At 67.5% G+C, this 15,622-nt stretch carries 13 protein-coding genes; 3 read left to right on the top strand and 10 right to left on the bottom strand.

The genetic code is table 11. The features are described from left to right. Positions 1–32 precede the first annotated feature (32 nt). Positions 33–1,025 carry an IS30 family transposase gene (locus BLP95_RS13300; protein ID WP_089680406.1) on the bottom strand — a complete coding sequence of 331 codons (993 nt, stop codon included), beginning with the start codon at positions 1,023–1,025 and terminating at the stop codon, positions 33–35. Between BLP95_RS13300 and BLP95_RS13295 the strand changes: the two genes are divergently transcribed. Next, positions 1,024–1,413, top strand: coding sequence for a tyrosine-type recombinase/integrase (locus tag BLP95_RS13295; protein WP_342670389.1), 390 nt, complete (start codon positions 1,024–1,026; stop codon positions 1,411–1,413). The two genes, BLP95_RS13300 and BLP95_RS13295, sit on opposite strands and share 2 nt — an antisense overlap. A 132-nt stretch (positions 1,414–1,545) precedes the next feature. Here BLP95_RS13295 and BLP95_RS13290 read toward each other — a convergent pair whose 3' ends face one another. The 4 genes from BLP95_RS13290 to BLP95_RS13275 form a co-directional block, all read right to left on the bottom strand. Continuing rightward, the gene (locus BLP95_RS13290; protein WP_089680167.1) at positions 1,546–2,271 is read right to left on the bottom strand and encodes an aspartate/glutamate racemase family protein; all 726 of its coding nucleotides are present in this window, start codon (positions 2,269–2,271) and stop codon (positions 1,546–1,548) included. 95 nt (positions 2,272–2,366) lie between these two features. Next, positions 2,367–2,933, bottom strand: a complete 567-nt coding sequence (gene tehB, locus BLP95_RS13285; protein WP_089680165.1) for a tellurite resistance methyltransferase TehB — start codon at positions 2,931–2,933, stop codon at positions 2,367–2,369. Positions 2,934–3,050: 117 nt separating this feature from the next. Then, complete coding sequence (locus tag BLP95_RS13280) at positions 3,051–3,734, bottom strand: DNA-3-methyladenine glycosylase I (protein ID WP_089680163.1); 684 nt, start codon at positions 3,732–3,734, stop codon at positions 3,051–3,053. 166 nt (positions 3,735–3,900) lie between these two features. Further along, positions 3,901–4,356 (bottom strand): aminoacyl-tRNA deacylase, encoded by a 456-nt coding sequence (locus BLP95_RS13275; protein ID WP_023006721.1) that lies wholly within the window; start codon positions 4,354–4,356, stop codon positions 3,901–3,903. 219 nt (positions 4,357–4,575) lie between these two features. Here BLP95_RS13275 and BLP95_RS13270 point away from each other — a divergent pair, with 219 nt between their 5' ends. Together BLP95_RS13270 and BLP95_RS13265 are read left to right on the top strand one after the other, a co-directional pair. Continuing rightward, the gene (locus BLP95_RS13270; RefSeq protein ID WP_089680404.1) at positions 4,576–6,195 is read left to right on the top strand and encodes a BCCT family transporter; all 1,620 of its coding nucleotides are present in this window, start codon (positions 4,576–4,578) and stop codon (positions 6,193–6,195) included. Beyond that, positions 6,167–6,637, top strand: a complete 471-nt coding sequence (locus BLP95_RS13265; RefSeq protein WP_052004270.1) for a universal stress protein — start codon at positions 6,167–6,169, stop codon at positions 6,635–6,637. The genes BLP95_RS13270 and BLP95_RS13265 overlap by 29 nt, the downstream gene beginning before the upstream one ends. Here BLP95_RS13265 and BLP95_RS13260 read toward each other — a convergent pair. The 5 genes from BLP95_RS13260 to BLP95_RS13240 all read right to left on the bottom strand — a co-directional run. Next, positions 6,632–8,548: an ABC transporter ATP-binding protein gene (locus BLP95_RS13260; RefSeq protein ID WP_089680161.1), complete on the bottom strand. Its 1,917-nt coding sequence runs from the start codon at positions 8,546–8,548 to the stop codon at positions 6,632–6,634. The genes BLP95_RS13265 and BLP95_RS13260 overlap by 6 nt on opposite strands. A gap of 48 nt (positions 8,549–8,596) precedes the next feature. Further along, positions 8,597–11,638 carry an efflux RND transporter permease subunit gene (locus BLP95_RS13255; protein ID WP_089680159.1) on the bottom strand — a complete coding sequence of 1,014 codons (3,042 nt, stop codon included), beginning with the start codon at positions 11,636–11,638 and terminating at the stop codon, positions 8,597–8,599. After that, positions 11,635–12,699: an efflux RND transporter periplasmic adaptor subunit gene (locus tag BLP95_RS13250; RefSeq protein WP_089680157.1), complete on the bottom strand. Its 1,065-nt coding sequence runs from the start codon at positions 12,697–12,699 to the stop codon at positions 11,635–11,637. Before BLP95_RS13250 ends, BLP95_RS13255 begins: the two co-directional genes overlap by 4 nt. 220 nt (positions 12,700–12,919) lie before the next feature. Next, entirely contained in the window at positions 12,920–15,130 is a 2,211-nt protein-coding gene (locus BLP95_RS13245) for an OsmC domain/YcaO domain-containing protein (protein WP_089680155.1), read from the bottom strand. A 228-nt stretch (positions 15,131–15,358) separates the two neighbouring features. Beyond that, positions 15,359–15,622, bottom strand: a 264-nt coding sequence (locus tag BLP95_RS13240) for an FAD-binding protein (protein ID WP_218118544.1), incomplete at its 5' end; no start/stop codon positions are given.

Genomic DNA, 15,622 nt, shown 5'->3' with positions numbered 1-15,622 from the left:
CCAATGCTGGAAGAAACGGTTAACTCCTGAATTCAAGCAATAAGCGCAGCACCTGCGGTATTCAGGGCCCCTGAGTATTCCCCCAGGAACACCTGTGCCGGTGTCCGATAGCCGAGCCGTTTTCGCGGGCGGTCATTCAGCTTCTTGACCACCTTGCGCAACTCGGCATCGGTGACCTGGCGGAAATCCGTTCCCTTGGGGAAGTACTGCCGTAGCAGGCCATTGGTGTTCTCGTTGGTCCCACGCTGCCCGGAGCAGTAGGGATCACAGAAGTACGTCGTTGCTGTCACCGCCTTGGCCACGGTCTCGTGGTCGGCGAATTCAGAGCCATTGTCCAGCGTGATGGTCTGGACAGCACCCCGGCGAGGCTTCAGCAGGCGGATCGTGGCCGCTTTCGTCAGCTCTGCCGAGATCCTGGGCAGCCGTGCTGCCAGCAGGTAGCCGCTACGCCGCTCGACCAGCGTAACCAGCCCTGATTGCTTGTGGCCCTGGATCACGGTGTCGCCCTCCCAGTGGCCGATGAAGCGCCGGGCATTGACCTCATTTGGGCGGTGCTCGATGCCCACGCGGTTGGGAATCTTGCCGAGCCCTGCGCTCTTGGCCTGGGCACGGTGCTTGCTGCGGCGCTTGGGCTGGCGGAGGTGTTGCCAGAGGTCACCGCCGCGGGCCTTGTCATCCCAGATCAAGGAATAGATCCACTGGTGGCTCACGCTGACTCCCGCCAGGGGCGCGATGAAGCCACTGATCTGCTCGGGACTCCACTCCTCACGCAGCCTGCCGGCGACGGCGGAGATCATGCTAGGTAAGCGCTTCGTCCACTTCCAGGCGGTGCGACGCCGGTGATCACTACGGAGCTGCGCCTGCTCTGGTTCGTATCCACTGGCGGTGGCGTTGCGGCGCAGCTCACGGCTGATTGTGCTGCTATGGATGCCCAGCTCCCTGCCGATCTGACGCTGGCTGATGCCCAAGTCATAGCGGGCGTGGATCTGGTATCGTTGGGTCTGGGTCAGCTGTCGGTATCCCATGCTCTGCATCACTTTGGTCGGTGAGCCGAGAAGGGTACCGGCGCTGGCCCTCCTGCCTCTACCGTGCAGTACAAAGTGCTGCGGTTATTCTATGAATCCAGGTCCCTCCAGCCGCCCTTGCTTCGATGAAACCGGCAAGGTCGTGCTACATCATATCCATCTATCAGCGGTGCAAAGAGCGGTGAGACAGGCCATGCGTGCTGCTTCACTTACCCGTCCAGGCTCTTGCCATACCCTCCGGCACAGTTTCGCCACTCAGCTGCTGAACCAGGGCACGGATATCCGCACGGTACAGGAGTTGCTCGGCCATAAGAGCGTGGAAACGACTCAAATCTATACTCATGTGTTGGGCAAGGGATTTGCAGGCGTAAGAAGCCCTCTTGGGTGAGGGTGTATTTGGGAGCCGAGACATGCTACCGCCCCTACCTAGGCATGTTCAGACTTGCAGCCATCCATGCGGTAGTCCTTGGGTGTCGCGGTGTGCCTTCCTGGCTCCCTGCTGGAGATTCATTAGCAGAGCCTATGTGAGCCGTTGCGGGGTTGCAAAGTCAAGTTTGGTCGCAAGCGCCGCTTCCACCGCCTGTTCGGCGTGGATAGCGGTGGTGTCGAAGAGGGGAACGTCCGTATCGTCGGCCTCGATCAGCAGCCCGATCTCCGTGCAGCCGAGGATGACGCCCTGGGCGCCCTGCCCGGCCAGCGAGCCCACGATCTCGAGATAGTCGGCCCTGGAGTCGGTGCGGATCTCGCCGCGGCACAGCTCGTCGTAGATGACGGTGTGGACCCGTTCGCGCTGGGCGGCGTCGGGAGTCAGCACCTGGATGCCCTGCGCCTCCAGGCGCTCGCGGTAGAAGGCCTGCTCCATGGTGAAGCGGGTGCCGAGCAGCCCCACCCGGGTCACGCCCTGGCGGTGCAGCTCATTGGCCGTGGCATCGGCGATATGCAGCAGGGGGATCGCCACGGCCTGCTCGAGCTGCGGGGCGACCTTGTGCATGGTGTTGGTGCACAGCACCAGGAAGTTGGCGCCGGCCGCCGCCAGGGAGCGGGCCGCCTCACCGAGAATCTGTGCCGTTGCCGCCCAGTCGCCGCGGCGCTGCAGCGCCTCGATCTCGGCGAAGTCCACGCTGTAGAGCACCAACTTGGCGGAGTGCAGCCCGCCCAGGCGGGCCTTCACGCCCTGGTTGATGAGCCGGTAGTAGGTCTGGGTCGATTCCCAGCTCATGCCGCCGATCAGCCCTATGGTCTTCATCCTCTCCCCTCCTTGACCCGACCCCCAGAGCGTTATGCAGGAAGGCGCCTCAAGGCAAGGCCCCGAACCGTTGAGTGACTCGGGGCCTGGTGGGGCTACTCGGGCTTGCGCGCCAGCAGGGTGGCGAACTGCAAGCTCGCGCCATTGTGCATGGTGCCCACATCCTCGTTGTACTTGACCAGCTCCCATCCCGCGTAGGCCTCGCGCAGCTGCCCTTCACCGAGGGTGAAGGGGAAGCCAACCGGGCAGGGGTAGGCCTGAGTATCCATGGCGCAGACGATGGTGTTGTAGCCGCCGGGCAGGGTGTGCGCCTGCATGTCGGCGATCACCGCCTCGACACGCGACGGGTCGAGGAACATCAGGGTGACGGTGCAGACGATTAGCCCGTAGTCCGTGTCCAGGGCGGCACGATTGAGGTCGTACACCTGGGCGTCGATATTCTCGATCCCCTCGCAGCCGACGATCTGCTGCAGCATGTCGATGGCGCCGGGGTTGTTATCCACCGCGGTCACGTCGAAGCCGAGCTGGCTCAGGTAGAGGGCATTGCGCCCGTTGGAGCAGCCCATGTCCAGGGCGCGGCACGGCGCCACCAGCCGGCATGTCTCGACCACTTCACTGTGCGCGGGATTCAGGCCATAACGGCTGTTCAGATCAGACGACATCGTATCTCCCCCTGCCTTTCCATAAAGAGCATTGATTTTACTCTTTTCAGGGCGCAGCGAAACCGTAGCAGGCAACACCGCGAAGGATCGCTCGGGTCAGCGCCTGGTCGGCGTGCGCTAGAAGCGGGGGTTGATGCTCAAGGAGAGCATCGCCGAGAGCTGGCACAGCGGCCTGCCAGAGGCCTGGTGCAGTTCGTTGAAAGTCTCCTGCACCCGCTGCAGGTCGCGCTGGCTGCTGGGCGAGCGGTCGACTATGCCGGCGGCGACAAGGCGGGCCACCACATCGCTAGTCAGCAGGAAGGTGTCCTTGCCCACCAGGCGCAGGAAGCCGGCGGCGGAGCGCCCGCCCAGGCGCGCGCCACGCCTGGCCAGCAGGCGCCACAGGCCGACGATGTCGGTGCCCGGCCAGTCGGCGATGAACGCGCCGAAGCTTCCGCCCTGCTCCTGGCGAATATCCAGGATGAACTGGGCGTTGCGGGGGATGGTCTGCAGCTTGGTGCGATGGCGGATCAGGCGCTCATCCTGCATAAAGCCTTCGATCTGCTCCGGGGTGAGCAGCACCAGGGTCTCGGGCACGAAGCCCCAGAAGGCCGCCTCGAAGGCGGTCCAGCGGGCATCCACCACCGAGTGCTGCATGCCGGCGCGGAACACCCGCCGGCTCATGGCGGAGAGGTAGCGGTCATCCCCCAGCCCCTTGAGTTCGTCGGGCGCAAGCGCCCGGGGCAGGAAGGCTTCCATGGCGGCGTCGGAGTCGAAACGCCGGCGCACGGTATCGTGGAGCCATCCGTAGTCCAGTGCCATGTCTGTTCCTTTCAGCCTGTGCCGACCCATGCCGGGTCAAGACATTCCTCCGAGCGCGCCATTGCACCATGGCGGAGCCATTCAGAGTCGGCGAGGCCGCCAGTATCTCACTCGTTGGCAAGCTCCGGTAGCCGCAGACCGAGACGGCGAGCAGGTCCGGCCACCATCACAACGCCACTTCGATGGGATCCACGAGCCGCTGGAAGTCCCCGAAGGACAGCTGCATGACGTCGGTGTGGCTGCCGGCATTGAAGGCGATGCGATCGGCGGCGGTCAGATGCGGGGAGACGAATACCTCCATCCCGAAAAGGTTACCGAAGGGCGGCATCGCGCCGACTTCGCAATCCGGGAAACTCTCCTTGAATTCCTCCTCCCTGGCCAGCTCGACGGATGTTGCGCCGACGGAGTGCGCCATGCGCGTGAGGTCCACCTGATCGGGTGCCGGCAGCACCACCTGCGCCAGCCGTCCGTCGATCTTCACCATCACGCACTTGGCGAAGTGCCTGCCGGTCACATGGACGGACTCGGCGACCTCCTGCGCGGTATAGGCGGGAGAGTGCTGCAGGATGGAATACTTGATGTTCTGTTCATCGAGATGCTGTCTCACTCGCTCCATGGACATGGCGTTCACCTTTCTCGTTGCTGCGACAGAGCACTGCTATCTCTACAAGGGTAGTCAGCATCGCAGCGGCGGGCTTCACGGATCGACTGGTCCAACCCCGCGTGCCGTAGGACCGTTCCTCGATGGCCCGGGCTGGGCGGCACTCGCCTGCAGCGACTCACGCCCTATGCTAGCGTGGAGGCTCCGCCATCGGCATTGACCAACGCAATGGAGGCGCGTGTGCTGACATGGCTACAGCGTCGGCTCGGGCTCCAGACCATCCCCGGTGTGTTCTTCACCTCGGCCGGCATCGCGATGCTCTTCGTGGCCATCGCGATCCCCTTCGACGCGGCCGTCGCCGAGAGCTTCGGCCTGCTCACCGGCTGGGTCGCCGGTCACCTGGGCTGGTTCTACATCCTCGCCGTCAGCGCCCTGCTGATCTTCCTGCTGGCGCTCGCCGTCAGTCGCTACGGCAACATCCGCCTGGGCGCCGACGACAGCCGGCCCGACTACTCCAACCTGACCTGGTTCACCATGCTGTTCGCCGCCGGCATCGGCACCATCCTGATGTTCTGGGGCGTGGCGGAGCCGATTTCCCACTTCGCCGCCCCACCCTTCGACGGCGTCACCCCAGGCTCGGAACAGGCGGCAAGCGATGCCATGACCATCGCCCTCTACCACTTCGGCCTGCACACCTGGACCATCTTCGCCATGCCCGGCCTGGCGATCGGCTACTTCGCCTACCGCCATCGCCTGCCGATGCGCATCAGCAGCCTCTTCTACCCGATCCTGGGCGAGCGGGCCTTCGGCCCCTGGGGCTGGGCGATCGACGTGATCGCGGTGCTGGGCACCCTGTTCGGGGTCGCCACCTCGCTGGGGCTGGGCACCCTGCAGCTGAACAGCGGCCTGGGCTACCTGTTCGGCGTGCCCTCCAGCGCGCTGGTCCAGCTCGCCCTGATCACCGTGATCACCGGCATCGCCGCCACCTCGGTGGCCCTGGGGCTGGACAAGGGCGTTCGCCGCCTCTCCCAGGTCAACATCGTGCTGGCCATGCTGCTACTGGGCTTCGTGCTGCTGGTCGGCCCCACGGTGTTCATCGCCGAGGGCATGGTTCAGAGCGTGGGCGCCTACCTCGGCACCCTGCCCTGGCTAGCCTTCTGGACGGAAACCTTCCGGGAGAGCGACTGGCAGCGCCAGTGGACCCTGTTCTACTGGGCGTGGACCATCTCCTGGGCGCCCTATGTGGGCATCTTCATCGCCCGCATCTCCCGGGGCAGGACCATTCGCGAGTTCGTGGGTGGCGTGCTGTTCGCCCCCACGGCCTTCACGCTGGTGTGGTTCGGCATCTTCGGGCTATCCGCCATCCAGGCGGAGATGAGCGGCCAGGCAGCGCTGGCGGCCCAGGTACAGCAGGATCCCTCGGTGGCCATCTTCGCCTTCCTGGAGGGACTGCCCCTGACCAGTGTGGCCTCGGCGCTGAGCGTGGCCATCATCGTGATCTTCTTCACCACCTCGTCGGACTCCGCCTCCCTGGTGATCGACATGCTGACCCGGCGCGACGACCAGCCCTCCCTGGTGCGCCAGCGGATCTTCTGGGCCGCCGCCCAGGGAGGCATCGCCGCCACGCTGCTGCTGGCCGGCGGGCTGGACGCCCTGCAGAATGTGATCACCGCCCTGGGCCTGCCGTTCTGCATTCTGCTGGCCTTCATGGCGATCGCGCTGTTCAGGACCCTGCGGGCGGACTATCGCGGCTACGGCGTGGATGACCTGGTCCAGGGCAGGGCCCTGCCCGAGGTCGAGGGCACCGCTGCGACCACACAGGAGACCGCTGATGTACCGGAAACTATTGCTCGCCATTGACCCGGAAGACGATGGCGAGGGCAAGTGCGCCATCGCCGCCGCCATGGAGATGCTCGCCGAGGACGGCGAGCTCCACCTGGCCAGCGTCTACCACCCCGGCGGTGGAGGCTTCTTCCCCCACGTGACCGGCGAGGCCCCCGAGGAGAAGGAGGCGGAGGTACACAAGACGCTGGACCTGCTGGTGCGCAAGTACCTGCCCCTGGATCGCGAGGCCAGCCTGCATGTGGTGGCGGGCAACGCCGGCGAGAAGCTGGTGGGCCTGGCGGCCCAGCTCGGCGCCGAGTTGATGGTGCTGGTGTCCCGTGGAAGCAGCGGCCGCTGGCCCCTGCGCCGCGCCACCGTCGAGTATGTGGCGGTCAACGCCCCGTGCCGGGTGCTGGTGCTCCCCGCGCTGGAGAAGGCCGACCCGCACGGCGACGAGGGGTCGGCACCTCGTTCATGAGGCGCCGACGGCTTCTCCGTCGACCTCCACCCCGATGAAGCCGCCGGACTGGCGGCGCCACAGGGCGGCGTAGAGGCCGTCTCGCGCCAGCAGCTCGCGGTGGGTGCCGCTCTCGACGATACGCCCCTCGTCGATCACCACCAGGCGGTCGAGCATGGCGATGGTGGAGAGGCGGTGGGCGATGGCGATCACCGTCTTGCCCTCCATCAGGGTGTAGAGCTGCTCCTGGATCGCCGCCTCCACCTCGGAGTCCAGCGCCGAGGTGGCCTCGTCGAGCACCAGGATGGGGGCGTTCTTGAGCAGCACCCGGGCGATGGCGATGCGCTGGCGCTGGCCGCCGGAGAGCTTCACACCGCGCTCGCCGACGTGGGCATCCAGGCCGCGGCGCCCCTGCAGGTCCACCAGGTCGTCGATGAAGGTGTCGGCATGGGCGCGGCGCACCGCCTCCCGGATCTGCGCCTCGCTGGCCTCCGGGCTGCCGTAGCGGATGTTGTCGCGCACCGAGCGATGCAGCAGCGAGGTGTCCTGGGTGACCATGCCGATGCTTCGACGCAGCGACTCCTGGGTCACCCCGGCGATGTCCTGGCCGTCGATCCGGATGCGTCCGCCCTCCAGGTCGTAGAAGCGCAGCAGCAGGTTGGCCAGCGTCGACTTGCCGGCGCCGGAGCGGCCGATCAGCCCCACCTTCTCGCCCGGGGCGATGGTCAGCTCCAGGCCATCGAAGACCCTACGGCCCTCTCTATCGACAAACCGCTTCGCTGGGCCGTCCGGGCGTTCGTAGCCGAAGCGCAGCGCCTCGAAGCGGATCTCGCCATGGGGCACGGCGAGCTCGCCGGCGTCGGGGGCGTCGGTCACCGCGGGCTCCCGGGCGATGGTGTTGATGCCATCCTGCACGGTGCCGATGTTCTCGAACAGGCTCGCCACCTCCCACAGGATCCAGTTGGACATGAAGCGGATGCGCATCACCAAGGCGATGGCCACGGCGATGACGCCCAGCGACACCGCCTCCAGGTACCAGGCGCCGATGGCCATGGCCGCCACCCCGGCCAGCAGCAGCGAGTTGAGCAGGGTCAGGCTGACGGTGAGGCCGGTGGCCAGGCGCATCTGGCGATGCACCGTGGTCATGAAGCCCTCCATGGCGTCGCGGGCATAGGCCTGCTCGCGGCGGGTGTCGGCGAACAGCTTGATGGTCTGGATGTTGCTGTAGCTGTCGACGATGCGCCCGGTCATCACCGCCCGGGCGTCGGCCTGCTCCATGGAGACCCGACGCAGGCGCGGCACGAAGACCCGCATGATGGCGAGATAGCCGACCAGCCACAGCACCAGCGGCAGCATCAGCCAGGGCTCGGCGCCGCCCATCAGCAGCATGGCGCCGGCAAAGTAGACGATGACGTAGACCATCAGGTCCATCAGCTTCATCACCGTCTCGCGGATCGCCAGCGCCGTCTGCATCACCTTCTGGGAGACCCGCCCGGCGAATTCGTCCTGGTAGAAGGCCAGGCTCTGGCCCAGCATGTGGCGGTGCGCCAGCCAGCGGCCGATCATCGGGTAGTTGCCGAAGATGCTCTGGTGGGTCACCAGCGCCTGCAGCAGGGTGATCAGCGGCAGGCCGACCACCACCAGCGCCGCCATGCCGGCCAGGCGCCAGCCGTACTCGGCGAAGAAGCCCTCGCGCTCGGCGGTGGCCAACCAGTCCACCAGGTCGCCCATGTAGCCGAAGAAGACCACCTCCGCCGCCGAGACCAGGGCGGTGAGCAGCGACATCACGACCAGCAGCGGCAACACCGGCCGCGAGAAGTGCAGGATGAAGGCGAAGAGCCCCCGCGGCGGCGTGCCGGGCCGGCCCGCCGGGTAGGGGTCCACCAGGGTCTCGAAGCGGCGAAAGAGGGCATGAAGGCAAGAGCGAAGCATGGCGGCAGTCCGTTGTCGGGGGGAGCGCGACGGGTCCCGAGGTCAAGGTTACGCCCGGGGTGCGATGCGGTACCAGAGCGCATAGAGCGCCGGCACGAACAGCAGCGTGATCAGGGTGCCGACGGCCACGCCGCCGATCAGCACATAGGCCAGCGGCCCCCAGAAGCTGTCCAGGGTCAGCGGGATGAAGGCCAGCATCGCCGCCAGGGCGGTGAGGATCACCGGGCGGGCGCGCTGCACGGCCGCCTCCACCACGGCATCGAACATCGCCATCCCGTCCCTGGCGTTGTCCGCCACCTGCTGGGTAAGGATCAGGGTATTGCGCATCAGGATCCCCGCCAGGCCGATCAGCCCCAGGGTGGCCACGAAGCCGAACGGCTGCTGGAACAGCAGCAGGGCGGCCACCGCACCGATCAGCCCCAGCGGGGCGGTGGCCACCACGATGAAGGTGCCGGCGAAGGAGCGCATCTGCAGCATGATGAAGATCAGCATCAGCACCACCATCAGCGGCTGCAGCGCCTGGATCGAGGCCTCGGCCTTGTCCGACTGCTCCACCGAGCCGCCGATCTCCAGCCGGTAGCCGGCAGGCAGCTTCTCGCGCACCTCGCCCAGCGCCTCCCATACCGCCTGGGTCACGTCGTTGGGCTGGGCGCCCTGGATATCGGCGTTGACGGCCAGGAAGGGCTCGCGGTCGAGCCGCCGGATCACCGGCTCCTCGTACACTGTCTCCAGCTCCCCCAACTGGGTGAGCGGCACACGGCGGCCGTCGCGGTTGACCACCTCCAGGCTCTGCACCTCCTCGATGTCCCGGGCGGCCCCGCGCCCCACGGCGGGCACCAGGCGGATGCCGTCGCGAAGCTCGGTGATGGTGATGCCATCCAGCTGGAACTGCAGCTGGCGCGCCACCTCGTCCGGGGTCAGGCCGATCAACCGCAGGCGGTGGGGGTCGAGCGCCAGGTGCAGCCGCGGCGCCCGCTCGTCCCACTCCAGGTGCGGGTCCCGGGTGGCCTCGTTGGCGGCGATCACCTCGCGCACCTCATGGCCGATCTGGCGCAGGCGGTCGGCATCGTCGCCCACCACCCGGATGGTGACCGGCCACTCCACGGGCGGACCGTAGAGTAGCCGCTCCACGCGCACCCGCGCCTCGGGGAAGTCGCCGGCCGCGATGCGCGCCTCGAGCCGTTCGATCAGCCGCTCGCGCGACTCGACACCTTGCGTCACGGCGATCAGCTTGGCGAAGGCCGGGTTGGGTTGCTCGGGGTTGGCGGAGATGAAGAAGCGCGGCGCGCCGGCCCCCACATAGGCGGAGAGCGACTCGACCCCCTCGGCCTCATGGATCAGCGCCTCGAGACGCCGGGTGGTAGCGTCGGTCGCGCCGATGGCCGTGCCCTGGGGGTGATAGACGCTGACCAGGACCTCGGGGCGGTCGGAGCTGGGGAAGAACTGCTTCTCCACCGGCCCGGCCATGCCCGCCACGGCGGCCACCAGCAGCGCCAGCGTTACCGCCACCACACTCTTGCGGAAGCGCACGCAGGTGCGGATCACCCCGCGCAGGCGCCGATAGCCGCGCGACTGGTAGGCCTCATGCTGGCCATGGGTCGCCTGCTGCTCGGGCAGCAGCTTGACGCCGAGGTAGGGGGTGAACACCACGGCCACGATCCACGACAGCGTAAGCGCGATGCCCAGCACCCAGAAGATGTTGCCCGCGTACTCCCCCACCGCCGACCGGGCGAAGCCGATGGGCACGAAGCCGGCCACCGTGACCAGGGTGCCGAACAGCATCGGTGCCGCGGTGACCTTCCAGGCGTGGGAGGCGGCGGCGAGGCGGTCCCAGCCCTCCTCCATCTTCACGATCATCATCTCGATGGCGATGATGGCATCGTCGACCAGCAGCCCTAGGGCGATGATCAGCGCGCCGAGGGTGATGCGGTCGAGGTTGATGCCCATGGCCAGCATGGCCACGAAGGTGAGCGCCAGGGTCACCGGGATGGCGATGCCCACCACGATGCCGGCGCGCAGCCCCACCGCCAGCATGGTGACCAGCATCACCACCACCACGGCGACCAGGAACTTCACCTGGAAGAGGTTGACGGCGCCGGCGATGGCGTCGGCCTGGTTGGTCATCACGTCGAGCGACATGCCCAACGGCAGGCGCTCGCGTTCCTGCGCCCAGAAGGCGTCGAGGCGCTCGCCGAAGGCCAGGCCGTTGACGCCATCCTCCATCACCACGCCCAGCAGCAGCGCCTCCTCGCCGAAGGCACGCACCAGGTAGCTCGGCGGGTCCTCGTAGCCACGGGAGACCTCGGCGATGTCGCCCAGGCGAACCAGCCGCTCGCCGATGCGGATGGGCACCTCGGCCAGGGCCTCGGGCTCCGAGAGGTCGTGATCGACCCGCAGGAAGAGGCGCGGCCCCTCGCTGTCCACGCTGCCGGCGGGCAGCAGGCGGTTGTGCGCCTCGATGGCCTCGAAGACCGCCTGGGAGGAGACGCCCAGGCCCTGCAGCCGGGCCAGGTCGAAGTCGAGATGCATGCGCTCCTCGCGCTCGCCCAGCACCTGCGCCTTGTTGACCCCCGCCACGCGCTGCAGGCGATCGCGGATCGCCTCCGCCTCGCGGACCAGCTCGCGCATCGGCAGTCCCGGTGCGCTCAGGGCGACCAGCGAGAAGTAGACGTCGCCGAAGTCCTCGTTGATCAGCGGCCCCACCACCCCCTCGGGCAGGTGGGGCGCGGCATCCTGCATCCGCCGGCGCACCTGGTAGAAGCGCTGCTCCATGACCTCGGCGGCGGTGTCGTCCTCGAACTCCACCTTGAGGTCGGCGCGCCCGGGACGGATGGTGGTCTCGATGCGGTAGAGGTCCTCGACCTCCTGGATGCGCTTCTCCAGCGGGTCGACCACGCTCTGCTGGATCTCCTTGGGCGAGGCGCCGGGCCAGGCCGCCGAGACCATCATCACCCGCACGGTGAAGTCCGGGTCCTCCGCCCGCCCCATGGAGGCGAAGGCGTAGAGGCCGGCCAACAGCGAGATCAACAGGAAGAACAGGGTGACGGACCGCTCGCGCACCGCCAGCGCCGAGAGGTTGGGAAAGCTCACTCCGAGCCCTCCTCGCCCAGCGCCCGCACCGCCATGCCCGGGGTAAGCAGGTGGGTGCCCAGGCCGATCACCGTCTGGCCCGTCTCAAGCCCCTCGCCGCTGACCCAGGCGTGCTCGCGGGTCATGCGATGCAGGGTCACCGGCAGCGGCTGCGCCTCGCCCTCGACGATCCGCCACAGCCTTGGCCCCTCGCCGCGCTCGTCCAGGGCCGCGATGGGCACCCGGAAACGGGCCTGCGGAGGCGCCTCCTCCAGGGTGAAGCGCGTCTGGACCACATCCCCAAGCCGGTACTCGTCGAGCGGCGCCTCGAGACGATAGCGCGCGCGCCAGGTGCGGCTGGCCGGGTCGACGGCCCCCGCCACCTCGCGGCGGCTCAGGGGAAGGCGGCGCTCGCCCGCCAGCAGCTCGCCGGCCTCGGGCGGACGCACGCGGGCGGGGAAGTGGACCTCGACCTCCCGCGGCCCCGCCTGGGCCAGGGTGGCGACCGCCTGGCCGACGCCCACCACCTGCCCCGGCTCACCGCTGACCTCGATCAGGATGCCGTCGGCCTCGGCACGCAGGGTGGCATCCTCCAGGGCATTGCGGGCCTGGGCCAACCGGGCCGCGGCGGCGTCGCGGCGGGTAGCCGACTCGCGCACGCCGAGCTCGGCACGCTCGAACGCCTGCTGGCTGAAGTAGTCCCTGGCCAGGAGCCGCTCGGCGCGAGACAGCTCCGCCTCGGCGACCTCGAGCGACGCCTCGGCCGCGGCCAGCTCCGCCCGTGCGGCAGCCAGGGATTCCTCCAGGTCGCTGGGGTCGAGGGTGAACAGTACCTCGCCCTGGGTCACCCGCTGCCCCGCGTCGACATGACGCGTGGCGATCTGGCCGCCGACCTCGAAGGCCTGGGGCGTCTCGTAGCGGGCGCGCAGCACCCCGGTCAGCGACAGGGTGGTGGCGGCATCGGCGGTGAGCGGGGCCATCCTGACCAGGCGGGCGTCCGCCTGCGCCGGGGACTCGGAGGCCGGTTCCTGGCAGCCGACCAGCAGCAGCATCAACAGCGAGCAGAAGGGGAGGTAGCGCATCGAGCATCCTTGTCGCGACGGTGGCACTACCCCGTGCGGACGCCAGAGCAAGGCTCGACCTAGGGGACGAGGCCGACCACAGGGAGTGCCACCCGGGGTTCAAACGCACACTTTAAACGATCTTTCCCCTCGCGACAGCGGGACATTCGGCCGCAGACGCCTTCCGGCATTCCCGGCAACCCGGAGAGCGCCTGTCGTGCCGCCCCCGGGTCACGCCTGGCTAGGGGCGCGTGCCGGCCATCCCGGCCCGGGCGGCGCGGTGGGCGTGGAGCTTCCTGTAGCTCTCGATCAACCGCTGGTGCTTCTCCAGCCCCGCCAGGTCCATGCCGGTGGGCGTGAGGCCGTGGAAGCGCACACTCCCTTGCACCGAGCCGATCACCGCCTCGATGGTCGCCTCGCCGAACATGCGCCCGAGGTTGCGGCGGAAGTCGTCGAGGTCGAGCTCGTCGTCCAGCACGATCTCCAGCACCGCCTGCACCGCCTGGTAGAAGAGGTTGCGCTCCACGGTGTTGTCATTGAACTGCAGGAACATCTCGACCCGCTCCAGGGCCTCCTCGTGGCGGCCCAGGGCCAGGCCGATCAGCAGCTTGAGCTCGAGGATGGTGAGCTGGCCCCACTCGGTGTTCTCGTCGAACTCGATGCCGATCAGGCTGATGATGGTCATGTGCTCGTCGAGCTGGCTCTCCTCCAGGCGCTCCAGCAGGTCGGCCAGTTGGTCATCGTCGAGGCGGTGCAGGTTGAGGATCTCCTCGCGGTAGTCCAGCGCCATGTTGGTGTTGTCCCACACCAGGTCCTCCACCGGGTAGACCTCCGAGAAGCCCGGCACCAGGATGCGGCACACCGGCGCGCCGAGGTCCTCGTGGATCATCACGTAGGCCTCCAGCTCCATCTCGTCGAGGATGCCGAACAGGGCCTCGGCCTCCTGCGCATTGCTGCCGGAGAAGTCCCAGTCGCAGAAGTCGAAGTCGGCGCTGTCGCTGAAGAAGCGCCAGGAGATCACCCCGGAGGAGTCGATGAAGTGCTCGACGAAGTTGTTGGGCTCGGTGACCGCCAGGGAGTTGAAGGTGGGCGCCGGGAAGTCGTTGAGCCCCTCGAAGCTGCGCCCCTGGAGCAGCTCGGTGAGGCTGCGCTCCAGGGCCACATGGAAGCTGGGGTGGGCGCCGAAGGAGGCGAAGACCCCGCCGGTCCTGGGGTTCATCAGGGTGACGCACATCACCGGGAACTGGCCGCCGAGCGAGGCATCCTTGACCAGTACCGGGAAGCCCTGGGCCTCCAGCGCCGCGATGCCCTCGACGATCTCGGGGTAGCGCGCCAGCACCTCCTCGGGCACATCGGGCAGCACCAGCTCCTGCTCGATGATCTGCTTCTTCACCGCCCGCTCGAAGATCTCCGAGAGGCACTGCACCTTGGCCTCGGCCAGGGTGTTGCCGGCACTCATGCCGTTGCTGAGGTAGAGGTTCTCGATCAGGTTCGAGGGGAAGTAGACGGTCTCGCCGTCGGAGTGGCGCACGAAGGGCAGCGAGACGATGCCGCGATCCGCCCGGCCGGAGTTGGTGTCGACCAGGTGCGAGCCGCGAAGCTCCCCCTCGGGGTCGTAGATCTCGCGGGTGTGGGCGTCGAGGATCCCCTCGGGGAGGGCGTCGTCTGGCCCCGGCTGGAACCACTTCTCGTCCGGGTAGTGGACGAACTCGGCGTCGGCGATCGCCTCGCCGAAGAACTGGTCGTTGTAGAAGAAGTTGCAGGAGAGGCGCTCGATGAACTCGCCCAACGCCGAGCACAGCGCGCTCTCCTTGGTGGCGCCCTTGCCGTTGGTGAAGCACATCGGCGAGGCGGCGTCGCGGATGTGCAGCGACCAGACGTGGGGCACGATGTTGCGCCAGGAGGCGATCTCGATCTTCATGCCGAGCTCGGCCAGCATCCCCGACATGTTGGCGATGGTCTGCTCCAGCGGCAGGTCCTTGCCCTCGATCCAGGTGCCCTCGCCGCGCTCGGCCCCCTTGGGCACCCCCATCAGCAGCGCCTGGGCGTCCTCGTCGATGTTCTCCACCACCTCGACGTCGAAGTCGGGGCCTTCCTGCACCACCTTCTTCACGGTGCAGCGGTCGATGGAGCGCAGGATGCCCTGGCGATCCTTGTCGGAGATGTCCTCCGGCAGCTCCACCTGGATCTTGAACACCTGCTTGTAGCGGTTCTCCGGGTCGACGATGTTGTTCTGCGACAGCCGGATGTTCTCGGTGGGGATGTCACGCGCGTTGCAGTAGACCTTGACGAAGTAGGCCGCGCACATCGCCGAGGAGGCCAGGAAGTAGTCGAAGGGCCCCGGCGCCGAGCCGTCGCCCTTGTAGCGGATGGGCTGGTCGGAGATGACCGTGAAGTCGTCGAACTTGGCCTCCAGGCGGAGGTTGTCGAGATAGTTGACCTTGATTTCCATGGGGCACCGGGGGAGCGTTGGGCGTGGGCGAACGAAACCTGACATTATGCGGCTTTGACCGCCGTTCGTCATGCAGGCTCACTAAAGCAACCACAGCTCCTGCCACCCAAGATCTCTTCCTGGCGCCACTTGCACACGATTAAAACCACAGCCTTTGAAACGGTCATTGCGCAGAAGGCCGGCCCCAGAGGGAGCCGGCCTTCGTTACGACGCCTGGGAAGGTCGCCTTTACAGCTTCTGCTCGAGCTCCGGCAGCGCCTCGAAGAGATCCGCGACCAGGCCATAGTCGGCCACCTGGAAGATCGGCGCCTCCTCGTCCTTGTTGATGGCGACGATCACCTTGGAGTCCTTCATACCCGCCAGGTGCTGGATGGCGCCCGAGATGCCCACGGCGATGTAGAGCTCGGGGGCGACGATCTTGCCGGTCTGACCCACCTGCATGTCGTTGGGCACGAAGCCGGCGTCCACCGCGGCGCGGGAGGCGCCGATGGC

Origin of the sequence: Halomonas shengliensis (assembly GCF_900104135.1) — a bacterium.
Lineage (GTDB): Bacteria > Pseudomonadota > Gammaproteobacteria > Pseudomonadales > Halomonadaceae > Halomonas > Halomonas shengliensis.
The sequence above is the reverse complement of the archived record's forward strand: the minus strand, read 5'-3'. Positions and strand labels throughout refer to the sequence as shown.

Coding starts and splice junctions, on each gene's coding strand:
- BLP95_RS13280 (WP_089680163.1), bottom strand. CDS start 3,734: ATGGCACTGGACTACGGATGGCTCCACGATACCGTGCGCCGGCGTTTC.
- BLP95_RS13265 (WP_052004270.1), top strand. CDS start 6,167: ATGTACCGGAAACTATTGCTCGCCATTGACCCGGAAGACGATGGCGAG.
- BLP95_RS13290 (WP_089680167.1), bottom strand. CDS start 2,271: ATGAAGACCATAGGGCTGATCGGCGGCATGAGCTGGGAATCGACCCAG.
- BLP95_RS13260 (WP_089680161.1), bottom strand. CDS start 8,548: ATGCTTCGCTCTTGCCTTCATGCCCTCTTTCGCCGCTTCGAGACCCTG.
- BLP95_RS13300 (WP_089680406.1), bottom strand. CDS start 1,025: ATGGGATACCGACAGCTGACCCAGACCCAACGATACCAGATCCACGCC.
- BLP95_RS13250 (WP_089680157.1), bottom strand. CDS start 12,699: ATGCGCTACCTCCCCTTCTGCTCGCTGTTGATGCTGCTGCTGGTCGGC.
- BLP95_RS13275 (WP_023006721.1), bottom strand. CDS start 4,356: ATGTCCATGGAGCGAGTGAGACAGCATCTCGATGAACAGAACATCAAG.
- BLP95_RS13245 (WP_089680155.1), bottom strand. CDS start 15,130: ATGGAAATCAAGGTCAACTATCTCGACAACCTCCGCCTGGAGGCCAAG.
- BLP95_RS13295 (WP_342670389.1), top strand. CDS start 1,024: ATGCTCTGCATCACTTTGGTCGGTGAGCCGAGAAGGGTACCGGCGCTG.
- tehB (WP_089680165.1), bottom strand. CDS start 2,933: ATGTCGTCTGATCTGAACAGCCGTTATGGCCTGAATCCCGCGCACAGT.